We start from the raw sequence: 23,382 nt of genomic DNA, 5'->3' as shown, positions 1-23,382 counted from the left end.
CTGGATCGCGCTCGTGGCGTTTTACTACTGGTCGAACGGCCTCAGTCGCATCTCCACCTATCCCCCACCACCCAGATTCTCATGGTGGCAGATGTATTGTCGGAGGCCGGACCGCAAGCGCGCAGAAAACTTGCTGCGGCGATCGGTTCGTCCGTCCTGACCGTGGAGATCGATCCGCCCGGCGTGACGGCGCCGGAACCGGTCACGCGCGAGCATATGGAAGATCTGCCGGAGTTTGCCGGCTACCGCGATGCGCTGGGAGAGAGGCTTGTTTCGATCAGTAGACTTGGCGCTGCCGAATCCGGTGCCAGGCGGCCGCGTTTGTTGGCAGGAGCGATAGACCCCATCGAGTTCCGGGTGCGGCTGAACGATGGCGCCATCGCGCGGCTGCAAACAAAGACGCCGTTTATCGTCACACTGTTCGGTCTTCCGGCCGGCATGGGTGCCGGCTTGGTGGGAACGCTTTTCGCGCTGGCTGCCTTCATTCTTCTTCACCGGGAAATACGACCGTTGACCCAGCTTGCAGCCGCGGTGGACAGGATGGATCCCTCCGTGGAGCCGGTGCAGTTGACCAAAATCCCTTTCCGGACGCCGGAAACCGTTGCTCTCGTGAAGGCATTCGAGCGGCTGCAGAACCGGCTTCAGTCCATAATCAGCAGCCGGTTCGCGCTCATCAGCGGCGTTCAACATGACGTGCGATCTTTTGCGACGCGTCTGCGGCTGAAAATCGACCACATCTGCGATCCGACAGAGCGGGAGAAGGCGATCCGCGATATCGCCGATATGGTTGACCTTCTCGACAACGCTCTGCTGACCGCCCGGGCCGGCGTCGGCGCACTCGATGAAGAGCTTCTGGATCTCGTCGCCCTTGTCGAGCAGGAGACCGCCGATCTGAAGGCATCGGGCTGGAATGTGGCCCTGAAATCCCCGCCACAATATCGAGAGATACTCGTTATAGTCGATCGCCTCGCAGTCAGGCGAATCCTCGCGAACCTCGTCGACAACGCCATGAAGTATGGGCAGATCGCAAATGTTACGCTAAAGGAGCGCGACAACACAGCGGTCATCCTGGTCGAAGACAATGGTCCGGGCATTGCTGAAGGCGAAATCGATCTTCTTTTGGAACCGTTTGTTCGCGCGGAGCCCTCGCGTGCCCGCAAAACCGGTGGGGCCGGGCTTGGCCTTGCTGTGGTTAGAAACCTTGTAGAAGCCCAAGGCGGGACGATAGTTCTAGGCAACCGTCCCGAAGGCGGAGCCCGTGTAGAAATCCGCTTCCCACTATTCGAATCTCAAAAGGCATAGCCTTGGGTCAACGACTCTTATCACATCTGCGCCCGAGACGACGCCAATCGCCTTCAATCGCAAGGGCGCTGATCCGGGACAACGCGGAAGATCGCGATCGCATCTTCAACCATCTCTTCAGTCGGACCTTACGCGAGGTATGCGAAACTCCGACTTCCTGATCCACATCAATTTTGCGCGGCAAGCCGCGCGATAGCGGGCGGCGCTGCGATATGTGGGGTCTCCGCACCGCCCGCTATCGCTCACGCCCTGTCGTGCTGGTCGCAACCGAAGTGAGATTCATGCCGTCACGTTCCGCCTCGAACGCCTCTTTCCCCTTTCCGGCCCACAGCGCCCGCGCCCGTTCGCTGTCCTCGCTCTGCAACTTGTCCGCCATCCAGATCATCGCGCCGTAGATCATGGCGCGATCGTCGCCGGTCAGGTCCACGATCCCGGCTTTGACGACGAGACCACCCAGCTCAATCAGATGCCGCGTGCGCTTGCGGCGCTCGACCTGCCAGCTTCGCATGTCATGCCGCGCCCGTGCCGCCTGATGGCGGTTGCGCGCCGCCCGATTGCGCCGGAGCGCCGCCGTTGTCGCGCTCAGATGCCGGAGCAGATCGCCGCGATCGGCCCTGAAAAAACGCGGCCCCGCGCTTCGCCCACGCCTCCCTCTTTCCGGCTTCCTTGGTTTCGGCCAGCACGATCAGCGCGCCCGCCAGTTCCTCGGCGCTGAGGGCGTCGGCGCCAGTCGAGATGACCAGCTCGCCAAGCTGTTGCACTTTGCGGGCTTTCAGGTCTCGCGCCTTGTCTTCCAGCGACTTCAGTTCCGCATCGAAGTCCCGTGGCTTGCGCATCGCCATCTCCATAAGCTGTTGCTGGAGCGATGATAGTTGAGCGTCTGCCGCAATGCTGTAAGGTTGCCGAGACAAGCTGAAACGGCGCGGGATGTCCCGAGAAATTCATTTCGAGGGCGCGCTTATACGTCGTTCCGACGTGCGCTCAGAGGTGTAGATGATTTGATCGCGATGGCGATCTATCATCTTCACGTCAAGGTCATTGGCCGTAAGGCCGGAAGCAGCGCGGTGGCCTCCGCCGCCTACCGCTCGGCCTCGCGAATGCGCGACGAGCGCATCGACCGCGTGCAGGATTTTTCCAACAAACGCGGCGTCGTCCATTCCGAGGTGCTATTGCCGGACGGTGCGCCCGAAGTCTGGTCCGACCGCGAACGCCTCTGGAACGATGTGGAGGCATTCGAGGTGCGCAAGGATGCGCAGCTTGCGCGCGAGGTCGAATTCGCCATTCCGCGCGAGATGAGCGAGGAACAAGGGATTTCCCTTGCCCGCGACTTCGCACAGTCGGAATTCGTCGATCAGGGCATGATCGCCGATCTGAATGTGCATTGGGATTTTGCCGAGGACGGCAACCCCAAGCCCCATGCCCATGTGATGCTCACCATGCGCAGCGTGGATGAAAACGGTTTCGGCCAGAAGGTGCGCGACTGGAACCGGACGGAGATGGTCGAGCGCTGGCGGGAACGCTGGGCCGATCATGTCAACGAGCGGCTTGCCGAACTCGACATTGACGCGCGCATCGATCACCGCAGCCTAGAAGCACAGGGCATCGGCCTTGAGCCGCAAAGCCAGATTGGCGCACCGGCGCAGCGCATCGAGGGCGAAGGCGTTGAAGCCGCCGACCGCACGGACATGCACCGCGAGATTGCCCGCAACAATGGCGAGCGGATCATTGCCGATCCTTCCATTGCACTGGACGCGATCACGCAGCAGCAATCAACCTTCACGCGGCGCGACATGGCGAAGTTCGCCCATCGCCACAGCGACGGGTTGGACCAGTTCAACGAGGTCATGGGCGCGATGGGAAACGCCCCTGACCTGATCGAACTCGGCAAGGATTCTCGTGGCGAGGATCGGTTCACCACGCGCGACATGATCGAGGCCGAACAGCGCCTGCACCGCGCGGCGGAAATGATGGCCGAGAAGCAGTTGCACGAAGTCAGCGACCGGGACCGCGAAGCCGCATTGGTCCGCGCCGAACAGCGCGGCCTTGTCCTGTCCGGCGAGCAGGCCGACGCGCTGGCGCATGTCACGGACGGGCGCGACCTTGGTATTGTCGTCGGCTACGCCGGAACGGGAAAGAGCGCCATGCTCGGTGTGGCGCGCGAGGCATGGGAGGCGGCAGGCTACGAGGTGCGCGGCGTGGCCCTGTCGGGTATCGCCGCCGAGAATCTGGAAAGCGGTTCTGGCATTGCGTCCCGCACCATCGCCAGCATGGAACACGGCTGGAAAAACGGTCGCGACATGCTGACTTCGCGCGACGTGCTGGTGATCGACGAGGCGGGCATGGTCGGCACGCGGCAGATGGAGCGCGTCCTGTCCTATGCGGCCGAAGCCGGGGCCAAGGTGGTGCTGGTCGGCGATCCGCAGCAGTTGCAATCCATTGAGGCAGGCGCGGCATTCCGGTCGATCCATGAGCGCCACGGCGGCGCGGAAATCGGCGAGGTGCGCCGCCAGCGCGAGGATTGGCAGCGCGACGCCACCCGCGATCTGGCGAGCGACAGGACCGGCAAAGCGATCAACGCTTATGATAGTCACGACATGGTGCATTCCGCTGAAACCCGCGAACAGGCACGCGGCGATCTGATCGACCGCTGGGACCGCGACCGGCAGGCTAACCCCGACGCAAGCCGCATCATCCTCACCCACACCAATGCCGAGGTGCGAGAACTCAACGAGGCCGCCCGTGACCGGATGCGGGAGGCTGGCGATCTGGGCGAGGATGTGCGCGTCAAGGTCGAGCGCGGAGACAGAAATTTCGCCAGTGGCGAGCGCGTGATGTTCCTGCAAAACGAACGCGGGCTTGGCGTGAAGAATGGCACGCTCGGCACAATCGAACAAGTCAGCACCCAGAGCATGACGGTTCGCACCGATGACGGGCGCAACGTCTCGTTCGAATTGAAGGACTATGACCGGATCGACCACGGCTATGCCGCGACCATCCACAAGGCGCAGGGCATGACCGTGGACCGGACGCATGTGCTGGCAACGCCCGGCATGGACGCCCACGGCAGCTATGTCGCCCTGTCTCGGCACCGTGACGGCATGGACCTGCATTATGGCCGCGACGACTTCGCCAGTCAGGACAAGCTCATCAGCACCCTGTCGCGCGACCGGGCCAAGGACATGGCGTCGGACTACGAGCGCGCCGACCCGGCCCAAAGCTTTGCCGAGCGGCGCGGCATCACTTTCCGCGAGCGGATGGAGCGGGTTGTCAAGATCGTCAAGCGGGTTCCCGAAAAGGTGCGCGGCATGTTTGATGGCCTGCACCTGGCCGCAGACGGTGCAGCCGTTTCGGACGCGGTTAGGCAGCCGGAAAGGAAGGATGAGGAAGACCCGGAAGCCGCCTTGCGCCGCGCCCGCAGGCAGGCGCTTGTCCGCCATGCCCGCGCCTCCGATGCGATCCTTGACGCCAAGCAACAGGGTCTCACGCCTTCCGACGAGCAGCGGCGTGAGTTGGGCGCGGCACGGCGGGCCTTCGAGGAAGTCCGCCCGCACGGCTGGCAGGATGCGGAGGCGGCTTACAGCAAGGACAACAGCCTTGCCCGCGAGGCGGGCGGCGGCAGGATCGACCGCGCCATCCGCGCCCTCCAGCTCGAAACAGAAATCCGCACCGATCCGGCCCGTGATCCGAACTGGCGCGCGGATCGTTTCGTGGAGCGCTTTCAGGAACTCGGGCAGGCGGGCGAACACAGATATGCGGCTGGCGACTATTCCGGCCACAGAGCCGCGCGGGCGGAGATGGGCAACATGGCGATGAGCCTCGAACGCGATCCGCAGATGGAATCCCTGCTCGAAGGCCGCAAGAAGCAACTCGGCATCAGCATGGATTTCGACTCAGGCATGAGGCTTGGTCGGCAACTCGCCCTCAGTCACGGTCTCGGCAGGGCCGGGGCATCGGTTTGTAGATCGTAGAACCTACCTTTTTGCCGCCCTTTGTACGCCGCAGCACTACGACGGCTAAATACTTCTTGCACAACGACAAATCGTTGCTCTGTCTGGTCTCTGTAATCGCCAGAAACAGCCAGCAGGAGGCAGCGCAGCCATGCGTCAACCAGACCGCATCATCCGCTTCAACACCGTCCGCGCCCGCACCGGCCTGTCGCGGTCCACCATCTACCGCAAGATCGCAGAGGGCACGTTCCCGGCCCAACTCAAGATCAGCACCAACGGCGCGGGATGGCGGGAATCCGACATCAACCGATGGATTGCCGATCCCGCCGGGTGGCGGCAGCGTCCGCGCAACGAGTTCGACTTCCTCGATGACTATTGATCGCAGGAACGACGACAAGCCCGAGACAGCATCCCGTTCCCGGCACGCCGAACGCCCGCCCACGGCATCGGAACAGCTTGAGGAACTGCTGGGCTATCCGTGGCCGTTCCCCGGCAGGCCGCCCAAACACGACCTCAGCACATGGACAGTCACCGACGACTGGCCCGACCCCGTTCCGGTTACGGAGGCCGAAATCGAGGTGTTCGAGCGATGGTTCGGCGACCTGTTCGATGAACTGTTCGGCCCCGACATTGCCTTGCCTGACGCCGGGACCGAAATCGACCTTGAAAACGGTACTAGAAAATGATACTGGATGCTCCATGAAAAAGCGTCACAGAGCCACGCTGGAACTGATCTTCGCCCGCCCGGTCAACGGTTCGATCCGCTGGGCCGACATAGAGGCGCTGTTTTTAAGCCTCGGGCGGAAGTCAGTGAGCGGGAAGGTTCGCGCGTCGGCGTGTTCCTGTTCGGCGAAGTGCGCGTCTTTCATCGCCCGCATCCGTCACCGGATACGGACAAAGGTGCGGTTGCCAGCATCCGTAAATGGCTGGACGAACACGGAGTAAAGCCATGAACAATGTCGTTGAAATCAATGGCGAGAAGGCGGTTATCGCTTTCGATCCCGAGATTCAGATGCTGCGCGGCGAGTTTGTCGGCCTCAATGGCGGGGCCGACTTCTATGCCGAAAGCGTCCACGATCTGATCGAGGAAGGCCGCAAGTCGCTGGCCGTCTATCTTGAAATGTGCCGGGAAAAGGGGATTGAGCCGCGCCGGAAGTTCTCCGGCAAGTTCAATGTCCGCCTCACGCCTGACGACCATGCCGCCGCAGTCATTGCCGCCGCAGCATCGGGCAAGAGCCTGAATGAATGGATCGTCGGGACGATCCGGGAGGCCGCTGAGTAGCGGCCTCGTTCGTTCGACCGGGTTTGAAAGGGGACTGATTATGACCGCTTCTTCCGTGCCGCTACGCGCCGCCCTCTATCTGCGTGTTTCGACGGCGCGGCAGGCCGAGCATGACGTGTCGATTCCCGACCAGAAGCGGCAGGGTGAAGCCTATTGCGAGTCACGCGGGCTGCAACTGGTCGAAACCTTCATCGAACCCGGCGCATCGGCCACCAACGACCGCCGCCCCGAGTTTCAGCGCATGATCGAGGCCGGAACGTCGAAGCCCGCGCCATTTGATGTTGTTGTAGTCCACTCGTTCAGCCGGTTCTTCCGCGATCACTTCGAGCTTGAGTTCTATGTCCGCAAGCTGGCGAAGAATGGCGTCAAGCTGGTTTCGATAACACAGGAAATGGGGATGACCCCATGCACGTCATGATGCGGCAGATCATGGCGCTGTTCGATGAATACCAGTCCAAGGAGAACGCCAAGCACGTCATGCGAGCCTTGAAGGAGAATGCCCGGCAAGGCTTCTGGAACGGCTCGCTTCCTCCTATCGGCTATCGCACCGTCGCCGCCGAGCAGCGCGGAGCCAAGGTCAAGAAGAAGCTGGAAATCGACCCGCTCCACGCCGACACGGTGCGCCTGATCTATCGCCTCGCGCTGGAAGGCGACGGCACGACCGGCCAAATGGGCGTCAAGAATATCGTTTCTTACCTCAACAGCCGACGCATCTTTACCCGCGACGGCGGGCGTTGGGGCATCGGTCAGGTTCACCGCATCCTCACCCGCCGCACCTATATGGGCGAGCATGAGTTCAACAAGCGTAGCAAGACCAAGGAATTGAAGCCGACGAGCGAGATCGTCACCGTCCCTGTTCCGCCGATCATCGACAAAGAGACGTTCGACGCGGTTCAGAAACTGCTCAAGGCGCGCAATCCCAAGGTCATGCCAGCCCGCGTCATCAGCGGCCCGACCATGCTGACCGGCCTGATCCATTGCGCCAAGTGCGGCGGGGCCATGACCATCCGCACCGGCAAGGGCGGGCGCTATCGCTACTATGCTTGTTCGATGAAGGCGCGGCAGGGGCCGACCGCGTGCAGCGGCATGGCCGTGCCGATGGACAAGCTGGACGATCTGGTCGCCGACCACCTTGAGGGCCAGCTTCTCCAACCCGAGCGGCTGGAAACCGTCCTTGCCGCCGCGCTGGACCGCAGGGAAGAACACGCCGAGCGCCGCCGCGAGCATATCGCCGAGTTGAACAAGCGCTCAGCCGAATCGGAATTGCGCCTCAAGCGGCTTTACGACGCCATCGAGGCGGGCATTGCCGATCTGGACGACCCGGCGCTGAAAGACCGCATCGAGGGACTCAAGGCCATCCGCGATCAGGCCAAGGCGGACGCAGAGCGTGCGCAGGCGATGCTCCAGAACACAGGACAGAAGGCGGTGACGCCGCAGATGCTGCGGAAGTTCGCCGCAACCGCCCGCGACCGTATCCGGCTGGAAAGTGGCGGCTATCGCCGCGACCACCTGCGCGCGCTTGCACAGCGTGTCGAGGTCGCGGAGGGCGAGGTTCGCATCATGGGATCGAAGTCCCGGCTGCTACAGACGCTTGTGGCGGGAAGTGGTGTAAACTCAGTGCCCACTCAGGGACTGAAGTGGCGGACAGGGTGGGATTCGAACCCACGGTACGCTTTCACGCACACACGCGTTCCAGGCGTGCGCCTTAAACCACTCGGCCACCTGTCCTTTTTGAAATCTGCATGTTTGGAAGAATGCAAATCACTGGAACGGCGCGATATATACCGATGAATTCGCAGGGATCAACACGAATCTGACAGTTTTTTGAATTGTCGGCAATTTCCTGCGTTCGGATGCGATTGCAAACCGGTTTTCCGGCCTTTATCGATGCAATGTATCTGTCAAAATGTGGCTGTCGAAACGACGGGCCGTAACCGAGGTGTCCCTGATGAAAGCTTTTTTGCGGTTTTTGAGCTTTCTGTTCCTCGTTGCGGCGGTTTTCATGGGTGTACTGGATTCGATCCGCTCGGTTTCCACATCCTCGGTCAACATTACCGGCATCCTGTCCGTCTGGGACTATCTTCTTCCTGCCTCACGCACCATGGTGGAAGCGGCCCTGGCGCACTATATTCACCCTGAAGCGTGGCGCTTCATTGAAAATGCCCTGTCGGCATTGCCCGCATTCGCTTTTTTCCTCGCGTTGTCCCTGCTTTGCTGGATGGCCGGTTACAGGAGATACAAGGCGATGAGGCGTTTGCCGGCCTGACTTTGTCGGCCTGCCTCTGGAGGCCTGGAGGGTTGGCGCCCGCGGATGTGAACCACGAGACGCGGCGGAGCTTGCCGCACGGAGGACCGAATGTTCCTGTTCGATACGCTTTCAAAAAAGACGACGATGCCGACCGAAGAGACGGCTTTGCCCGGCCGCGAAGAGGCGCTTGCGGTGCCGGAATCCCATTTCGTCAATGGTCGACCTCTGAAGGGACCTTATCCCGATGGTTTTGAAACCATCTATCTCGGCATGGGTTGCTTCTGGGGTGCCGAGCGGCTGTTCTGGAAAACGCCGGGCGTATGGGTAACGGCGGTCGGTTATGCCGGCGGTTTCACTCCCAATCCCACCTATCAGGAGACGACGACCGGCCAGACGGGCCATGCTGAAGTGGTCAAGGTCGTCTACGATCCGGCCGTAATCTCGCTGTCAGGTCTGCTCAAGATATTCTTCGAGGAGCACGATCCGACACAAGGGATGCGACAGGGCAACGATGTCGGCACGACCTATCGTTCCGCCATTTATGCCAACACGGAAGGCCAGCTGCAGCAGGCGCAGAAGGCGCGTGATACTTTTCAGGAGGCCCTGGAGGCGGCGGGTCACGGCAGCGCCATCACCACCGAAATCGGACCGCTTGAAACGTTTTATTACGCGGAAGACTATCATCAGCAATATCTTGCCAAGAACCCGGGTGGCTACTGCGGCCTCAGGGGAACGGGCGTAAGCTGCAATATCGACTAGATTTTTTGCACGTCGCACCGGTGGAAAGACTAAAAAAACGCCAGATTAAAGTTTTTCCACCGGGTCAAAAAAACCGGATGAATTTTTCATTGAGCCATGCAAGGATATGAGCCAAGCACAGCCGGGGAAACGGCTGGCGGTTCCGCAGACATTCCCGGTCAACGGGTTTGCGGGAGGACCCTTAAAATATCAATTGCAACAACAGGGCTGCACAATGAAAAAATCCCTTCTGACACTTTTTGCGCTTGCCGCAATGTCGGCTTCCGCGCTCGCGGCAGATATCAAGCCGGCGCTGGTCTATGGCACGGGTGGCAAGTTCGACAAGTCGTTCAATGAAGCCGCTGCGGCCGGCGCTGAAAAGTTCAAGGCGGAAACGGGCATCGAGTACCGTGACTTTGAACCGACCAGCGACACGCAGGGCGAACAGGCCATCCGCAACTTCGCCAGCAAGGGCTTCAATCCGGTCGTCGCCGTGTCCTTCGCCTGGACCTCGGCCATGGAAAAGGTCGCAGCCGAATTCCCCGATACCAAGTTCGTCATCGTCGATTCCGTCGTCGAACTGCCGAATGTCCGCTCCGTCGTCTACAAGGAGCACGAAGGCTCCTATCTCGTCGGTCTTCTGGCCGGCATGGCCTCCAAGACCGGCAAGGTCGGCTTCATCGGCGGCATGGATATTCCGCTGATCCGTAAGTTCGCCTGTGGTTATGCGCAGGGCGCGAAGGCTGCAAACGACAAGATCGAAGTCTTCCAGAACATGACCGGCACCACGGGTGCTGCCTGGAACGATCCGGTGCGCGGTGGTGAACTCACCAAGAACCAGATCGACCAGGGCGCTGACGTGATCTACGCGGCAGCCGGTGCGACCGGTATCGGCGTGCTGCAGACCGCGGCCGACAACAAGAAGTTCTCGATCGGCGTCGATTCCAACCAGAACCACCTGCATCCGGGCTCGGTTCTGACCTCCATGGTCAAGCGCGTCGATCTGGCCGTCTACAATGCCTACAAGGATGCCAAGGAAGACAAGTTCACCCCCGGCATCGTTGCGCTCGGCGTCAAGGAAGACGGCGTCGCCTACGCCCTCGACGACAACAACAAGGCCCTGATCACGCCGGAAATGACCGCCGCCGTGGATAAGGCCAAGGCCGACATCATTGCCGGCACCGTCAAGGTTCATGACTATATGGCGGACAATTCCTGCCCGAAATGATATGATATGTGACTGGGGCGCATGATGATTTTTCATCTTGCGCCCTTTTCATATCCAGCCTTCGGAGAGGTTTCGGTTTGAATATGGACCCAGCAATCGAACTCGTGGGCATCGATAAGAAATTCGGTGCCGTTCACGCCAACAAGAATATCAATCTGACCGTTGCCAAGGGCACGATCCACGGCATCATCGGGGAAAACGGCGCCGGAAAATCGACGCTGATGTCGATCCTCTACGGTTTTTACCAGGCCGACGCCGGCGAAATCCGGGTGAATGGCGCGCCGATCGTCATCCGTGACAGCCAGGCGGCAATCAATGCGGGCATCGGCATGGTGCATCAGCATTTCATGCTGGTGGAAAATTTCACCGTGCTGGAAAACGTCATGCTCGGCGCGGAAGGCGGTGCATCGCTCGCAAAGGGCCGGGCGGCGGCGCGTAAGGAGCTGAAGCGTCTCGAGGACGATTACGGGCTGGAAGTCGATCCCGATGCGGTGATCGAGGAATTGCCGGTCGGTCTGCAGCAGCGCGTCGAAATCCTCAAAGCCATGTATCGTGGCGCGGAAATTCTTATCCTCGATGAGCCGACCGGTGTTCTCACACCCGCGGAGGCCGATCACCTTTTCAAGATCCTCGGCGTCCTGCGCGACCAGGGCAAGACCGTCATCCTCATCACCCACAAGCTGCGCGAGATCATGGCGATCACGGATTCCGTCTCCGTCATGCGCCGCGGCGAAATGGTGGCGACCCGCAAGACCTCCGAAACCAGCGTCGAGGAACTGGCCGAACTGATGGTCGGCCGTCGCGTGCTGCTCAGGGTGGAAAAGGGCGAAACGACCCCGGGCGAGGTTCTCCTCTCCATCCGCAATCTGACCGTCAAGGACAGCCGCGGCGTCACCATGGTGGATGATGTCTCTCTCGATGTCCGCGCCGGTGAAATCGTCGGCATCGCCGGTGTGGCGGGTAATGGTCAGTCCGAACTTCTCGAAGCGATTGCGGGCATCCGCAAGCCCTATTCGGGAGAGATATGGGTTGCCGGGCAGAAGGTCGACCGTCCCGATCCGGCCATTCTGCGCGAGCTCGGTCTCGCGCATATCCCCGAAGACCGGCACCATATGGGTCTGGTGCTGAAATTCGAAGAATATGAAAACTCCATCCTCGGCTATCACCATGACGAGCGTTACGGCAAAGGGCCTTTCCTAAACCCCGAGGCGATCCGCAAGGATGCGGTCGAAAAAATCGAGAAATACGATATCCGTCCGCCGAACCCGCAGCTGAAGACCGCCAATTTTTCCGGCGGCAACCAGCAGAAGATCGTCGTGGCCCGCGAAATCGAACGCGACCCCAAGATGCTGATCATCGGCCAGCCGACCCGCGGCGTGGATATCGGCGCCATCGAATTCATCCATCGCCGCATCATTGAAATGCGCGATGCCGGTAAGGCGATTTTGCTGGTCTCGGTCGAGCTCGATGAAATCCGTTCCCTTTCGGACCGGATCATGGTCATGTTCGCCGGGCGTGTCGTTGGAGAGAAAACGGCGGAAGCCGAAGAACAGACGCTGGGCCTGATGATGGCCGGCATCGCCGCATGAGGCATGAATGAGTACCGCTTCCGTACCCCTACCAAACTGGATCAGCTACGGCCTGTTGCCGTTGCTGAACGTCGTCACCGCCTTTCTGATTTCCGGCCTCGTCGTCTGGTCCATCGGTGAAAACCCGCTGGCAGCACTTCGTCTGCTCATTGAAGGCGCGCTCGGCCGTGGTGACGCCATCGGCTTCACGCTGTTTTACACGACGAGCTTCATCTTCACCGGCCTTTCCGTCGCAGTCGCCTTTCATGCCGGCCTGTTCAACATCGGCTCCGAAGGTCAGGCCTATATTGGCGGTCTGGGTGCCGCGCTGGTGGCGCTGGCGCTCGACCGTTACGTGCCATGGTATGTGACGATGCCTTTCGCCGTCATCGGTGCCGCGCTTTTCGGCGCGGCCTGGGCCTTCATTCCAGCCTGGCTGCAGGCCAAGCGCGGCAGCCACGTCGTCATCACCACCATCATGTTCAACTTCATTGCAGCGGCCTTGATGGTCTATCTGCTGGTGAATGTATTGATCGTGCCCGGCAAGATGGCGCCGGAAACGCGCACCTTTCTGTCAGGTGGGCAATTGCCGAAGCTGGACTGGCTGATGGCGCTGTTCGGCCTCAAGCTCGGGCCGGCACCGTTCAACGTGTCCTTCCTCATCGCGCTGGTCATGTGTTTTCTCGTCTGGGTGCTGATCTGGCGCACCAAGCTCGGTTACGAGATGCGCACGCTCGGCGTCAGCCCATCGGCAGCCGTTTATGCCGGCATTCCCTATGCGCGCACCGTCATCATCGCCATGCTCATTTCCGGCGGTCTGGCGGGCATGATGGCGCTGAACCCGGTCATGGGTGCTTCCGCCCGCCTGCAGGTGGAATTCGTCGGTGGTGCGGGCTTCGTCGGCATCGCCGTGTCGCTGATGGGGCGAAGCCACCCGCTCGGCATCATCTTCTCGGCGTTGCTGTTCGGCATTCTTTATCAGGGCGGCGCTGACCTTTCCTTTGAGATGCCGAACATTACCCGCGAGATGATCGTGGTGATCCAGGGTCTGGTGATCCTGTTCGCCGGTGCTCTCGAATATATGTATCGGCCGGCGGTCGTCCGCATCTACCAGCGTTTGGCAAAGGGGTGAGCTGATATGGATTTTTTCGATATGCTGGTCAGCATCCTCGGCTCGACCGTCCGCCTGACCATCCCGCTTCTGTTCACGGCTCTTGCCGGGCTTTTTTCCGAACGCGCGGGCGTGTTCGATATCGGTCTTGAAGGCAAGATGCTGGCGGCGGCCTTCGCATCCGCCTGCGTCGCCTATCTCACGGCAGATCCATGGGCGGGTCTGCTGGCGGGCATTACCGTTTCCATCCTGTTTTCGCTGATCCACGGTTTTGCCGTCATCACCAATCGTGGCAACCAGATCGTGTCGGGCGTGGCGCTCAACTTCATCGCCGCCGGTCTGACGGTGGTTCTTGGGCAGGCATGGTTCGGGCAGGGCGGCCGCACGCCGCAATTGCCGTCCGAAGGCCGCTTTGCGCCGATCATCCTGCCCGGTGCGGATGCGATGCGCGAAGTGCCTTTCATCGGCCCGCTCTACGCCAATGTCATTTCCGGCAACAACATCCTTACCTATCTCGCCTTTCTGGCGGTTCCGCTGTCCTGGTGGGTGCTTTATCGCACCCGCTTCGGCCTTCGCCTGCGCGCGGTGGGTGAAAACCCGGGCGCGGTCGATACGGCAGGCATTTCGGTCACATGGATGCGTTTCCGCGCGGTCATCGTCGCCGGTTTCCTTTGCGGTTTCTCAGGCGCCTATCTCGCGGTGGCGCAATCGGCGGCCTTCATCGCCAACATGTCGGCCGGCAAGGGCTATATCGCGCTGGCGGCATTGATCTTTGCGAAATGGAAGCCGGTGCCGGTCATGTTCGCCTGCCTGCTCTTCGGTTTTCTGGATGCTTTCGCCAACTTCATGCAGGGCAAATCCGTGCCTGGCATCGGTGAAGTGCCGGTGCAGATCTTCCAGGCCATGCCCTATATTCTGACCTGCATCCTGCTTGCCGGTTTCATCGGCGTTGCCAAGCCCCCCAAGGCCGGTGGCGTTGCCTATGCGAAGGAGCGTTAAGCTTATGTCCTCCGACTCCAAATCCGCCCACCCTGAATCCCATGCCCTGTTCGAGGCGGCGGTGGAGGCCATGGCCTTTGCCTACGCGCCCTATTCGAAATTTCCGGTCGGCGCAGCGATCCGTGCTGATGACGGCAAAATCTACAAGGGCGCGAATATCGAAAACATCTCCTTCCCGCAGGGCTGGTGCGCGGAACCATCAGCCATCAGCGCCATGATCATGGGCGGGGCAAAGAAGATCAGCGAAGTCGCCGTCATCGCCGAAAAGCTGCCGCTCTGCACGCCCTGTGGCGGCTGCCGCCAGAAGATCGCCGAATTCGCCTCGCCGGAGACGAGGATCTATCTCTGTGATGAAACCGGCGTCCAGAAGGTCATGACCATGGAAGAGCTTTTGCCATCCGTCTTCAAGACCGAGCTGCCCTGATGACGGATGGTTTGATCGATATTCTGGTGGAACGCCTGAACGGCCTGATGCCGCGTGTCGCCATTGTCCTTGGTTCCGGCCTGGGATCGCTGGTGGAGGAAGTCAGCGATCCGATCCGTGTGCCCTACGCCGATCTCCCTGGCTTTCCCGCCGGTGGCGTTTCCGGCCATGCGGGCGAACTGGTTGCGGGTTATCTCGGCGGCGAGCCTGTCATGATGCTGTCCGGCCGGGTGCATTTCTACGAAAAGGGCGATCCGGCCGCCATGCGTCCGGTCATCGAGGCGCTCGCAGGGCTCGGCGTGCAGTCGCTCATCCTCACCAATTCGGCAGGTTCGGTCAGGCAGGATATGCCGCCCGGCTCGGTCATGCAGATCACCGATCACATCAATTATTCCGGCATGAACCCGCTGATCGGCGAAGAAAGCGACCGCCGCTTTGTCGGCATGACCACGGCTTACGATCCGGATTTGATGCTCGCCATGCGCAATGCCGCCATCCGCGCGACGGTGCCTCTGTTCGGCGGCGTTTATATGTGGTTTTCCGGCCCGAGCTTCGAAACACCAGCGGAAATCCGCATGGCGCGGCTTTTGGGGGCCGATGCCGTCGGCATGTCCACCGTGCCGGAAGTCATCCTCGCCCGCTTTTTCGGGATGCGCGTTGCCGCCGCATCGGTTATTACCAATTACGGTGCCGGCATGACCGGCGCGGAGCTGAGCCATGAAGAAACCAAGGATATGGCTCCCATAGGCGGCAAGAGGCTTGCCGCTATCTTAAAGGAAATGATCGCAGGAGGAGCGTGACCATGGAACTCCAGCGTCCGCGCGAAGCGGCTGCCCTCACATTGTCCTTGCTGGACCTGACCAACCTCAAGGAAGATTGCACGCCCGAGCAGATTGCTGCTTTGTGCCAGAGAGCGCACACCGAATATGGCAACACCGCCGCAATCTGCATCTGGCCGCGTTTCGTCGCGCAGGCACGTGCCGCTTTCGGAAAAGACCATGCGATCCGTATCGCCACGGTCGTTAATTTCCCATCGGGCGATCTGCATGTTGCGACCGTGGTTGCGGAAACCGAAGCGGCGATCCGCGACGGTGCCGATGAAATCGATCTGGTCATTCCCTATCGTAAATTCATAGCAGGCGATGAATCGGCTGTTTCCGAGATGGTGGCCGCCGTGCGCAGGGTCTGCGTCGCGCCGGTGCTTCTCAAGGTCATTCTCGAAACCGGCGAGCTGAAGGACAAGGCGCTGATCCGTCGCGCATCCGAACTCGCCATTGCCGAAGGGGCCGATTTCATAAAGACCTCGACCGGCAAGGTTGCCATCAATGCCACGCTGGAAGCAGCCGACATCATGTTGCAGGCGATCCGCGACAGCCGGCAGAAGGTGGGCTTCAAGCCCGCTGGCGGCATCGGCACGGTGGAAGACGCCACGCTTTACCTCAGGCTGGCGGAAACCATCATGGCGCCCAACTGGGCCATGCCGTCCACCTTCCGGTTCGGCGCTTCGGGCGTTCTCGATGATGTGCTGAACGTGCTGGCCGGCGGTGAGCCCGCCAAGGCCGCCAGCGGGTATTGAGCTTGATTCCGCAGGAAATCATCCGCCGCAAACGCGATGGCCTGTCCCTTGAGCCACAGGAGATTGCCGCTTTCATAGAGGCGCTCTCTAAGGATGGCATATCGGAAGGCCAGGCTGCCGCCTTTGCCATGGCGGTGTTTTTTCGTGGCATGAGCCGTGACGAGATGGTGGCGCTGACGCTCGCCATGCGCGACAGCGGCGACGTCCTGTCCTGGAGCGATATTGGCAGGCCGGTGGCGGACAAGCACTCGACCGGCGGCGTCGGCGACAATGTCTCCCTGATGCTCGCTCCGATCGTCACCGCCTGCGGTCTTGCCGTGCCGATGATTTCCGGCAGGGGCCTTGGCCATACCGGTGGCACGCTCGACAAGCTGGAAGCGATCCCCGGTTACAACGTCATGCCGGACGAGACGCTGTTTCGCCGGACGGTGAAGACGGTCGGCTGCGCCATCATCGGCCAGACGGGCGATCTCGCACCCGCAGACAAGCGCCTTTACGCCATTCGCGACGTGACCGCGACGGTGGATTCCATTCCGCTGATCACCGCTTCCATCCTGTCGAAGAAGCTTGCGGCCGGGCTGCAGACGCTGGTTCTGGATGTGAAGGTGGGCAACGGCGCCTTCATGCAGGGTGTGGAGGATGCCCGCAATCTCGCCCGCGCACTGGCCGATGTGGCGAATGGCGCAGGCCTGCCGACAACCGCCCTGATAACCGACATGAACCAGCCGCTTGGCGATGCCGCAGGGAATGCGGTTGAAATCGTCAATTGCCTGGAGTTTCTGGCTGGCCGCAAGGCGGGGACACGTCTTGAAAAAGTGGTCCTTGCCTTTGCTGCGGAAATGCTGGTGCAGGCTGGCAAGGCCGCCACTCTGGATGACGGTCAGGCGCTGGCTGAGGCCGCTCTTTCCTCCGGTCGGGCCATGGAAGTCTTTGCGAAAATGGTGACGGCACTTGGTGGGCCCTCGGATTTCGTCGAGCATCCGTCGCACTACCTGCCGTCCGCACCGGTCATTCTCCCGGTGCTGGCGGAGCGCAGCGGCTGGCTCGCCTCCTGTGCAACGCGCGATCTCGGCATGGTCGTTGTGGAGCTTGGCGGCGGCAGAAGAAAGCCGTCGGACACGATCGATCCTTCCGTCGGTATCTCGGATATCCTGCCGCTTGGCGCAAAGGTGGGAAAAGGCGAGCCCATCGCCAGCGTCCATGCGGCGTCCAGGGACGAAGCCGAACTTGCCGTCAAAAGGATTACGGCCTGCTACGGGATTGCTGACAGAGCCCCAGAGATCGGCGCGCCCATTATCGAGCGAATTACCTGACCAGCCGCATTTCGCTACCCGATACCTTGAAAGACGATAATTGTTTCAGGAAGCTCATGCCAACAAGCATGTTGCTCAGCGCATTGTCCTTCAGCACCATGGCGTCAACATTCTGAACGCGGATCGCGCCGATTTCCACCCGGTCGAGCTTTACATAGGCTGCCATGGTCTGGCCGTTGGCGGTCGAGATCGCATATTTGTAATCGAGGCTGTTGACGCCGTAACCCAGTCGCCGGGCGATTGTCTCGTTGATGGCGACCATGGAGGCGCCGGTATCGATAAGCCCGTCGAAAGATTTGCCGTTGATGCGGAAGGCGGCGTTGAAATGGCCGCGAGCATCCGCCTTCAAATTGACGCCACCGCCGAGCGAAACGGTTTCGGGCTTCGCGGTTTCGGATTTCACTTCAGCTTTTTCAGCTTCAGCGGCCGGACGCGGCTGAAACTTTTCCACCAGCGCCGGAATTTGCGTGGCGCTGACCGAAAGGCCGATAAGCAGAAAAATTGTGCGCGTCAGCAAATCGTCGCTCCTGAAAGGGCAGGGTTATCCTTGGGCAGGATAGACGTAAAACATGCTGAAATCTTAAAAGAAAAAGCCATTCGCCGCTTGTCGGGGCGGCGAATGGCGCAAACGGTTAAACGATGATGAACGGTCTTATTTCGTGCCGTACATGCGGTCGCCCGCATCGCCGAGACCGGGAACGATATAGCCCTTTTCGTTCAGCTTCTTGTCGATCGCGGCGGTGTAGATCGGCACATCGGGATGTGCTTCACGGAAATTCTTGATGCCCTCGGGTGCGGCTAGCAGACACAGGAAGCGGATGTTCTTTGCGCCCCGCTCCTTCAGTTTTTCAACTGCAGCGATGGAGGAATTGCCGGTCGCCAGCATGGGATCGACGACGATGATGAGGCGCGCATCGAGGCTTTCCGGGGCCTTGAAGTAATATTCGACGGCCTCCAGCGTATCGTGGTCGCGATAGACACCGATATGGGCAACACGGGCAGACGGCACGAGCTCGAGCATGCCTTCCAGCAGGCCGTTTCCGGCGCGCAGGATGGAGGCGAAAACCAGCTTCTTGCCCTCAAGCACCGGAGCCTCGATGGTTTCGAGCGGCGTATCGATGGTTTCCATCGTCATTTCAAGGTCGCGCGTCACTTCATAGCAGAGCAGCGTCGAGATTTCCCTGAGCAGGCGGCGGAAGCCGGCCGTCGAGGTTTCCTTCTTGCGCATGATGGTAAGTTTGTGCCGCACCAGCGGATGTTCGATGACTGTGACGCCGTCCATGAAACTGGCCTTCCTTTTTATCTTATGCCCCTGTCATTCACCGAAAGAGCGCTTTTCGCAAGCCTTCTTCGCGGTTTTACCCATGCGAACCGCAGCGTCAGGCGCCATCGAGTTTCGCAAGCAGTCGCGAGCGTGTTTCCTTGTCCACGAAGGCGCATTCCAGTGCGGTCCGTGTCATACGGTTGATCTCGGCATCGCTGAAGCCGAATGCGTCCGTGGCCAGCGCATATTCGCGGGCAAGCGAGGTGAAGAAGAACGGCGGATCGTCGGAATTGATGCAGACGCGTACCCCTAAATCGCTGAGATTTTTCAAAGGATGGCTGGTGAAATCGGGATAGACGCCAAGCGCGATGTTCGAACCCGGGCAAACCTCCAGAACCGTTCCCGTCTCAACCAGCCGGGCAACGAGATCGGCATCTTCGATGGCGCGCACGCCGTGGCCGATCCGCGCCGGCTTGACGAGATCGAGCGCATCGGCAACGCTTTCCGGGCCGCAGACCTCACCCGCATGGATGGTCAGCCCAAGGCCCGCATCGCGGGCAACATCGAAGGCGCGGGCGTAGTCTGCAACCCGGCCCATGCGCTCTTCGCCGGCCATATTGAAGCCGGTCACCAGCGGATGCCGGGCGCGGGCCGCATATTCCGCCGCCGCGATCACCCGTTCAGGACCGAAATGCCGCTCGCCGGTTACGATGATGCGGGTTTCGATGCCGGTTTTTTCTTTCGCAACCCGGATGCCTTCGGCGATACCGGCAAGATAGGCGTCTGCGCCGAGCCCGATGCGGTCACCATGATCTGGCGAGATGATAATTTCGCTATAGATGGTATTGGCCTGCGCAAGCTCGGTCAGATAGGTTTCCGTCAGGACCGCATAATCCTCATCCGTCTTGAACACCTGCGCCACCGCGTCATAACACTGGATGAATTCGGCAAAATCCGACCAGACATATTGGCCGTCACGCAGGAAGCCGCTGGTGTCTATGCCGTATTTCTCCGCCTGTTTCTCAACGAGGGCAGGGGGTGCCGCGCCTTCGATGTGGCAGTGAATTTCCGCTTTCAGCAAATGTGATGTCAAATGAAGCTCCTGCCGTGTGAACCGGCCTCGATGCCAAGATGGTGGGCGATGCTTTCGCCGATATCGGCGTAGCTTGAACGGATGCCGACGTCGCGCGAGCGGATGCCCGGTCCGAATGCCATGATCGGCACTCGCTCGCGTGTATGGTCCGTGCCCCGCCATGTGGGGTCGCAACCGTGGTCAGCGGTAAGAATGGCAATGTCGCCCGGTTTCATCTTGCGATGGATTTCGGGAATACGGGCGTCGAAAGCCTCAAGGGCAGCGGCATAACCGGCAACGTCGCGGCGGTGGCCGTAAAGCATGTCGAAATCGACGAAATTGGTGAAGACGAGATCGCCGTTTTCGGCCTCGTCGATGGCGTGCAGCGTCGCATCCATCAGGGCGGCGTTGCCGTTTGCCTTGATGACACGCGAAACACCCTGATGGGCATAGATATCGCCGATCTTGCCGATCGCGTGCACTTTCCGGCCAGCTTCGACAAGGCGGTCGAGCAACGTCGGTTCGGGCGGCGGAACGGAAAAGTCGCGGCGGTTGCCGGTGCGCTCAAAAGTGGCGATTGTCTCGCCGATGAAGGGGCGGGCAATGACACGGCCGATATTCAGCGGATCGAGCAGTTTGCGCACTATCTCGCAGAGCGCGATAAGCCGCTGCAGCCCGAAATGGGTCTCATGTGCAGCGATCTGGAACACGGAATCGGAAGAGGTGTAGCAGATCGGCTTGCCGGTCCTGATGTGCTCTTCGCCAAACTTGGCGATGATCTCGGTGCCGGAAGCGTGGCAATTGCCGAGGATGCCGGGAATATCGGCCTCTTTGCAGATGGCTTCCACCAGTTCCGGAGAAAAGGCGTCCCCCTCGGTCGGAAAGTATCCCCAGTCGAAAGTGACGGGCGTGCCCGCGATTTCCCAATGTCCGGAGGGCGTATCCTTACCCTTGGAGATTTCACTGGCGGAGCCATGCAGACCGAAAATACGCTCCGGTCGCTCCATGCCGGCGGGAATGTCGCCGCTTGACTGGCTGGCAATCTCGAGCAGGCCAAGCGAGCACATGTTCGGCAGTTTCAGCGGACCTGACCGAAGCCCCGCTTTGTCTGCTGCACCCGCCGCGCAGAATTCGGCGATGTGGCCGAGCGTATTGGCGCCAAGATCGCCATAACGCTCCGCGTCAGGCGCGCCGCCGACGCCGAAGGAATCCAGAACGAGAAGAAATGCTCTTGCCATAACTCACCGAAACAAATTGCGCCGACGGGCAATGTCAGGCCGAACTGTCGTTATAGATCAGCAAAACGTGAAGAAGGAAGTGATTTTATGAACCATCTGGTAAAACCAGATGCTCAATCCTCGTCCCGTTTCGATTTCGGCGCGTTGAGATTGCGCAGGACGTACCAGCCGGCCGCAACCACCATGGCCGCCAGAATATACCAGGTCACGGCATAGGACAGATGGTTGTTGGGGAAGGTGAGCATGGTCTTGCCGCCGACAGGCAGCCCGCCCGGATTGGGCGTCGCATCGGCATCGACATAAAACGGCGCGACATCGGAAAGGCCGGATGCCTGCGATATCTGCGGGATGTTGCGGGAGTACCAGCGCCCATTTGCCGGATCGTTGGTTCGAAGGAAAAGCCCGCCGGTTTCCGGCGCACGCATCAATCCGACGATCTCGACATCTCCGGCGGGTTCGCCTTCCAGCCTCGAGGACGGGTCCCGTTTGTCGGAAGGCACGAAGCCGCGATTGACGATGACGCTTGAACCGTCTTCGCGTCTGAGCGGCGTCATCACCCAGTAGCCGGGGCCGAGATCGCTGACCGTATAGACCTGAACTTGTTTGTCATTAAGGAAGGTGCCGGACAGTTTTACACGGCGATATTCATAGCCCGCGGGATCGGTTAGGGCCGGCCATTCGGCAGCAGCAGGGGCTTCGACGGGGGCGGCATGGGCGCGGGCTTCGATACGCGCGATAAGGTCGAGCTTCCAGGAAAGACGTTTGACCTGCCATGTCCCGAGCGCAAGCAGAGAGCCCGTCAGGACGATGGTTAAAAACAGGACGACGATCGCCGCGGGGCGGATACGGTGCTTTTGCGGGGCGGTTGTCGATGGATCGGTCATGATTTCACAGTCCTTGCAAGGCCATGCGGCTTGCCGCGGCAGCGCTTTCGGCCGCAGGCATCCGGTCTTCCAGCAAATAACCCCATAAATCGCACCACGATTCATGGGGTTATGTGTTGGTGCGTTGGCCGGCCCGCCGGAAACCCGGCAGGCCGTTTATGCTGCTCAGGGCAGGTTCTTCACATCTTCGATGTGCAGCGGCATCATGTTCTTGTTCATGTTGTACATGACCCAGAGCGAGCCGGAGAGCGTGATCAGGAGCACCACGACGGTGAAGATCAGCGCCATGAAGGTCCAGCCGCCTTCGGACCTGGTGTCCATGTGCAGGAAGTAGATCATGTGCACGAAGATCTGGATGACGCCGAGACCCATGATCGCGATGACCAGCAGGGTCTTGTTTTCAAGAACGTCGCCCATAACCAGCCAGAAGGGGATCGCCGTCAGGATAACCGACAGGACGAAGCCGATCATGTAGCTCTTGAAGGTGCCGTGGCTCGCGCCATCATGGTGATGGTCGCCGCCATGCGCGTCGTGGTGTGCGTGTGCTTCGGAACTCATCACAGAACTCCCATGAGATAGACGAAGGAGAAGACGCCGATCCAGATGACGTCAAGGAAGTGCCAGAACATCGACAGGCACATCAGACGGCGCTTGTTGGCCGCGATCAGACCGTGCTTGGAGACCTGGAACATCAGCGTGACGAGCCAGATAATGCCGAAGGTAACGTGCAGACCGTGCGTGCCGACCAGCGCGAAGAAGGCGGAGAGGAAGGCCGAACGCTGCGGGCCTGCGCCTTCCGCGATCAGGTGATGGAACTCGTAAAGTTCCACGGCAAGGAAGGCGAGGCCGAAGAGGCCGGTCACGCCAAGCCACACCAGTGTCGACTTCACCTTCTTCTTTTCCATTTCCAGCATGGCAAAGCCATAGGTGATGGAGGAGAAGAGCAGGAAGCCGGTATTGATCGCCACCAGCTTGAGATCAAACAGGTCGGCGCCCGAAGGACCGGCCGCATAGTTGCGGCCGACAACGGCATAGGTGGCAAACAGGGTCGCGAAGATGAGGCAGTCGCTCATCAGGTAGAGCCAGAAGCCCAGCGAAGTGCCGTTCTCCGGGTGGTGGTCTTCCTTCAGGTAGAAGACCGGTGGTTCAGCGCCGTCGACGCTTTGTGCAGGTGCATGAGCCATATTC

The 23,382-nt window shown here is 60.5% G+C and carries 25 protein-coding genes, 1 tRNA gene and 1 pseudogene; 16 read left to right on the top strand and 11 right to left on the bottom strand.

Annotated features, from left to right (window positions below; all coding sequences use genetic code 11):
• The first annotated feature begins 162 nt into the window (after positions 1-162).
• Complete coding sequence (locus G3A56_RS10925) at positions 163-1,302, top strand: sensor histidine kinase (protein ID WP_246230979.1); 1,140 nt, start codon at positions 163-165, stop codon at positions 1,300-1,302.
• A gap of 235 nt (positions 1,303-1,537) precedes the next feature.
• Here the strand turns inward: G3A56_RS10925 and G3A56_RS10920 are convergent, their stop codons facing one another.
• Both G3A56_RS10920 and G3A56_RS10915 read right to left on the bottom strand, forming a co-directional pair.
• Positions 1,538-1,810: a conjugal transfer protein TraD gene (locus tag G3A56_RS10920; protein WP_050742841.1), complete on the bottom strand. Its 273-nt coding sequence runs from the start codon at positions 1,808-1,810 to the stop codon at positions 1,538-1,540.
• Between the two features lies 1 nt (position 1,811).
• Positions 1,812-2,138, bottom strand: coding sequence for a conjugal transfer protein TraD (locus tag G3A56_RS10915; protein ID WP_197283953.1), 327 nt, complete (start codon positions 2,136-2,138; stop codon positions 1,812-1,814).
• Positions 2,139-2,309: 171 nt separating this feature from the next.
• Here G3A56_RS10915 and traA point away from each other — a divergent pair, with 171 nt between their 5' ends.
• From traA to G3A56_RS10900, 3 genes are all read left to right on the top strand, one after another.
• Positions 2,310-5,270 carry a Ti-type conjugative transfer relaxase TraA gene (traA, locus tag G3A56_RS10910; RefSeq protein ID WP_164056373.1) on the top strand — a complete coding sequence of 987 codons (2,961 nt, stop codon included), beginning with the start codon at positions 2,310-2,312 and terminating at the stop codon, positions 5,268-5,270.
• 130 nt (positions 5,271-5,400) lie between these two features.
• The gene (locus tag G3A56_RS10905) at positions 5,401-5,628 is read left to right on the top strand and encodes a helix-turn-helix transcriptional regulator (RefSeq protein ID WP_050742843.1); all 228 of its coding nucleotides are present in this window, start codon (positions 5,401-5,403) and stop codon (positions 5,626-5,628) included.
• Positions 5,618-5,935, top strand: a complete 318-nt coding sequence (locus tag G3A56_RS10900) for a hypothetical protein (protein WP_050742844.1) — start codon at positions 5,618-5,620, stop codon at positions 5,933-5,935. Before G3A56_RS10905 ends, G3A56_RS10900 begins: the two co-directional genes overlap by 11 nt.
• 24 nt (positions 5,936-5,959) lie before the next feature.
• Here the strand turns inward: G3A56_RS10900 and G3A56_RS29460 are convergent, their stop codons facing one another.
• Positions 5,960-6,118 (bottom strand): hypothetical protein, encoded by a 159-nt coding sequence (locus tag G3A56_RS29460; RefSeq protein ID WP_210255063.1) that lies wholly within the window; start codon positions 6,116-6,118, stop codon positions 5,960-5,962.
• An 80-nt stretch (positions 6,119-6,198) separates the two neighbouring features.
• Here G3A56_RS29460 and G3A56_RS28880 point away from each other — a divergent pair, with 80 nt between their 5' ends.
• Positions 6,199-6,531, top strand: coding sequence for a type II toxin-antitoxin system HicB family antitoxin (locus G3A56_RS28880; protein WP_012090880.1), 333 nt, complete (start codon positions 6,199-6,201; stop codon positions 6,529-6,531).
• 40 nt (positions 6,532-6,571) lie between these two features.
• Positions 6,572-8,199 (top strand): annotated as a pseudogene (locus G3A56_RS10885) (recombinase family protein); the annotation flags it as partial.
• Here the strand turns inward: G3A56_RS10885 and G3A56_RS10880 are convergent.
• A tRNA-Ser gene (locus G3A56_RS10880) sits at positions 8,170-8,259 on the bottom strand. The pseudogene G3A56_RS10885 and the gene G3A56_RS10880 sit on opposite strands and share 30 nt — an antisense overlap.
• 220 nt (positions 8,260-8,479) lie before the next feature.
• Between G3A56_RS10880 and G3A56_RS10875 the strand changes: the two genes are divergently transcribed.
• The 10 genes from G3A56_RS10875 to deoA all read left to right on the top strand — a co-directional run bounded on the left by G3A56_RS10875 (position 8,480) and on the right by deoA (position 17,736).
• The gene (locus G3A56_RS10875) at positions 8,480-8,797 is read left to right on the top strand and encodes a hypothetical protein (RefSeq protein WP_035241954.1); all 318 of its coding nucleotides are present in this window, start codon (positions 8,480-8,482) and stop codon (positions 8,795-8,797) included.
• A 90-nt stretch (positions 8,798-8,887) separates the two neighbouring features.
• Positions 8,888-9,538, top strand: a complete 651-nt coding sequence (msrA, locus tag G3A56_RS10870) for a peptide-methionine (S)-S-oxide reductase MsrA (protein ID WP_003493072.1) — start codon at positions 8,888-8,890, stop codon at positions 9,536-9,538.
• A gap of 214 nt (positions 9,539-9,752) precedes the next feature.
• Complete coding sequence (locus tag G3A56_RS10865) at positions 9,753-10,745, top strand: BMP family lipoprotein (protein WP_035241384.1); 993 nt, start codon at positions 9,753-9,755, stop codon at positions 10,743-10,745.
• 83 nt (positions 10,746-10,828) lie between these two features.
• Entirely contained in the window at positions 10,829-12,334 is a 1,506-nt protein-coding gene (locus G3A56_RS10860; protein ID WP_051032419.1) for an ABC transporter ATP-binding protein, read from the top strand.
• A 7-nt stretch (positions 12,335-12,341) separates the two neighbouring features.
• Positions 12,342-13,445 carry an ABC transporter permease gene (locus tag G3A56_RS10855; RefSeq protein ID WP_082183412.1) on the top strand — a complete coding sequence of 368 codons (1,104 nt, stop codon included), beginning with the start codon at positions 12,342-12,344 and terminating at the stop codon, positions 13,443-13,445.
• Positions 13,446-13,451: 6 nt separating this feature from the next.
• Positions 13,452-14,423 carry an ABC transporter permease gene (locus tag G3A56_RS10850; protein ID WP_003493080.1) on the top strand — a complete coding sequence of 324 codons (972 nt, stop codon included), beginning with the start codon at positions 13,452-13,454 and terminating at the stop codon, positions 14,421-14,423.
• 4 nt (positions 14,424-14,427) lie between these two features.
• Entirely contained in the window at positions 14,428-14,847 is a 420-nt protein-coding gene (locus G3A56_RS10845) for a cytidine deaminase (RefSeq protein ID WP_082183414.1), read from the top strand.
• On the top strand, positions 14,847-15,647 hold the full coding sequence (locus tag G3A56_RS10840) for a purine-nucleoside phosphorylase (protein ID WP_003493084.1): 801 nt from the start codon (positions 14,847-14,849) through the stop codon (positions 15,645-15,647). Before G3A56_RS10845 ends, G3A56_RS10840 begins: the two co-directional genes overlap by 1 nt.
• Positions 15,648-15,649: 2 nt before the next feature.
• On the top strand, positions 15,650-16,423 hold the full coding sequence (gene deoC, locus G3A56_RS10835) for a deoxyribose-phosphate aldolase (protein ID WP_082183416.1): 774 nt from the start codon (positions 15,650-15,652) through the stop codon (positions 16,421-16,423).
• On the top strand, positions 16,420-17,736 hold the full coding sequence (gene deoA, locus G3A56_RS10830) for a thymidine phosphorylase (RefSeq protein ID WP_082183417.1): 1,317 nt from the start codon (positions 16,420-16,422) through the stop codon (positions 17,734-17,736). Before deoC ends, deoA begins: the two co-directional genes overlap by 4 nt.
• Here deoA and G3A56_RS10825 read toward each other — a convergent pair.
• The 7 genes from G3A56_RS10825 to cyoC all read right to left on the bottom strand — a co-directional run bounded on the left by G3A56_RS10825 (position 17,729) and on the right by cyoC (position 23,378).
• The gene (locus G3A56_RS10825; protein WP_082183419.1) at positions 17,729-18,253 is read right to left on the bottom strand and encodes a TIGR02281 family clan AA aspartic protease; all 525 of its coding nucleotides are present in this window, start codon (positions 18,251-18,253) and stop codon (positions 17,729-17,731) included. The genes deoA and G3A56_RS10825 overlap by 8 nt on opposite strands.
• A 135-nt stretch (positions 18,254-18,388) precedes the next feature.
• On the bottom strand, positions 18,389-19,018 hold the full coding sequence (gene upp, locus G3A56_RS10820; RefSeq protein WP_082183420.1) for a uracil phosphoribosyltransferase: 630 nt from the start codon (positions 19,016-19,018) through the stop codon (positions 18,389-18,391).
• Between the two features lie 97 nt (positions 19,019-19,115).
• Positions 19,116-20,093 (bottom strand): adenosine deaminase, encoded by a 978-nt coding sequence (locus G3A56_RS10815; RefSeq protein ID WP_082183421.1) that lies wholly within the window; start codon positions 20,091-20,093, stop codon positions 19,116-19,118.
• A complete protein-coding gene (locus tag G3A56_RS10810; RefSeq protein ID WP_082183422.1) occupies positions 20,090-21,310 on the bottom strand; it encodes a phosphopentomutase in 1,221 nt (406 codons plus the stop codon). Before G3A56_RS10810 ends, G3A56_RS10815 begins: the two co-directional genes overlap by 4 nt.
• Positions 21,311-21,423: 113 nt before the next feature.
• The gene (locus tag G3A56_RS10805; protein ID WP_082183423.1) at positions 21,424-22,194 is read right to left on the bottom strand and encodes an SURF1 family protein; all 771 of its coding nucleotides are present in this window, start codon (positions 22,192-22,194) and stop codon (positions 21,424-21,426) included.
• Between the two features lie 165 nt (positions 22,195-22,359).
• Complete coding sequence (cyoD, locus tag G3A56_RS10800) at positions 22,360-22,752, bottom strand: cytochrome o ubiquinol oxidase subunit IV (protein WP_082183424.1); 393 nt, start codon at positions 22,750-22,752, stop codon at positions 22,360-22,362.
• Positions 22,752-23,378 carry a cytochrome o ubiquinol oxidase subunit III gene (gene cyoC, locus G3A56_RS10795; RefSeq protein ID WP_035219604.1) on the bottom strand — a complete coding sequence of 209 codons (627 nt, stop codon included), beginning with the start codon at positions 23,376-23,378 and terminating at the stop codon, positions 22,752-22,754. The genes cyoD and cyoC overlap by 1 nt, the downstream gene beginning before the upstream one ends.
• Positions 23,379-23,382 lie beyond the last annotated feature (4 nt).

This window comes from Rhizobium oryzihabitans, from assembly GCF_010669145.1.
Taxonomy (GTDB): Bacteria; Pseudomonadota; Alphaproteobacteria; order Rhizobiales; family Rhizobiaceae; genus Agrobacterium; species Agrobacterium oryzihabitans.
This window is presented reverse-complemented; position numbering and strand designations above follow the sequence as displayed.

Excerpts from the sequence above, each read along its gene's own strand:
- G3A56_RS10845 (WP_082183414.1), top strand. The coding sequence starts at position 14,428 with ATGTCCTCCGACTCCAAATCCGCCCACCCTGAATCCCATGCCCTGTTC.
- traA (WP_164056373.1), top strand. The coding sequence starts at position 2,310 with ATGGCGATCTATCATCTTCACGTCAAGGTCATTGGCCGTAAGGCCGGA.
- cyoD (WP_082183424.1), bottom strand. The coding sequence starts at position 22,752 with ATGAGTTCCGAAGCACACGCACACCACGACGCGCATGGCGGCGACCAT.
- upp (WP_082183420.1), bottom strand. The coding sequence starts at position 19,018 with ATGGACGGCGTCACAGTCATCGAACATCCGCTGGTGCGGCACAAACTT.
- G3A56_RS10850 (WP_003493080.1), top strand. The coding sequence starts at position 13,452 with ATGGATTTTTTCGATATGCTGGTCAGCATCCTCGGCTCGACCGTCCGC.
- cyoC (WP_035219604.1), bottom strand. The coding sequence starts at position 23,378 with ATGGCTCATGCACCTGCACAAAGCGTCGACGGCGCTGAACCACCGGTC.
- G3A56_RS10860 (WP_051032419.1), top strand. The coding sequence starts at position 10,829 with ATGGACCCAGCAATCGAACTCGTGGGCATCGATAAGAAATTCGGTGCC.
- G3A56_RS10905 (WP_050742843.1), top strand. The coding sequence starts at position 5,401 with ATGCGTCAACCAGACCGCATCATCCGCTTCAACACCGTCCGCGCCCGC.
- G3A56_RS10865 (WP_035241384.1), top strand. The coding sequence starts at position 9,753 with ATGAAAAAATCCCTTCTGACACTTTTTGCGCTTGCCGCAATGTCGGCT.
- G3A56_RS10875 (WP_035241954.1), top strand. The coding sequence starts at position 8,480 with ATGAAAGCTTTTTTGCGGTTTTTGAGCTTTCTGTTCCTCGTTGCGGCG.
- G3A56_RS10915 (WP_197283953.1), bottom strand. The coding sequence starts at position 2,138 with ATGCGCAAGCCACGGGACTTCGATGCGGAACTGAAGTCGCTGGAAGAC.
- G3A56_RS10805 (WP_082183423.1), bottom strand. The coding sequence starts at position 22,194 with ATGACCGATCCATCGACAACCGCCCCGCAAAAGCACCGTATCCGCCCC.
- G3A56_RS10920 (WP_050742841.1), bottom strand. The coding sequence starts at position 1,810 with ATGCGAAGCTGGCAGGTCGAGCGCCGCAAGCGCACGCGGCATCTGATT.
- G3A56_RS10855 (WP_082183412.1), top strand. The coding sequence starts at position 12,342 with ATGAGTACCGCTTCCGTACCCCTACCAAACTGGATCAGCTACGGCCTG.
- G3A56_RS10810 (WP_082183422.1), bottom strand. The coding sequence starts at position 21,310 with ATGGCAAGAGCATTTCTTCTCGTTCTGGATTCCTTCGGCGTCGGCGGC.
- G3A56_RS29460 (WP_210255063.1), bottom strand. The coding sequence starts at position 6,118 with ATGAAAGACGCGCACTTCGCCGAACAGGAACACGCCGACGCGCGAACC.
- deoC (WP_082183416.1), top strand. The coding sequence starts at position 15,650 with ATGGAACTCCAGCGTCCGCGCGAAGCGGCTGCCCTCACATTGTCCTTG.
- msrA (WP_003493072.1), top strand. The coding sequence starts at position 8,888 with ATGTTCCTGTTCGATACGCTTTCAAAAAAGACGACGATGCCGACCGAA.
- G3A56_RS28880 (WP_012090880.1), top strand. The coding sequence starts at position 6,199 with ATGAACAATGTCGTTGAAATCAATGGCGAGAAGGCGGTTATCGCTTTC.
- G3A56_RS10840 (WP_003493084.1), top strand. The coding sequence starts at position 14,847 with ATGACGGATGGTTTGATCGATATTCTGGTGGAACGCCTGAACGGCCTG.
- G3A56_RS10900 (WP_050742844.1), top strand. The coding sequence starts at position 5,618 with ATGACTATTGATCGCAGGAACGACGACAAGCCCGAGACAGCATCCCGT.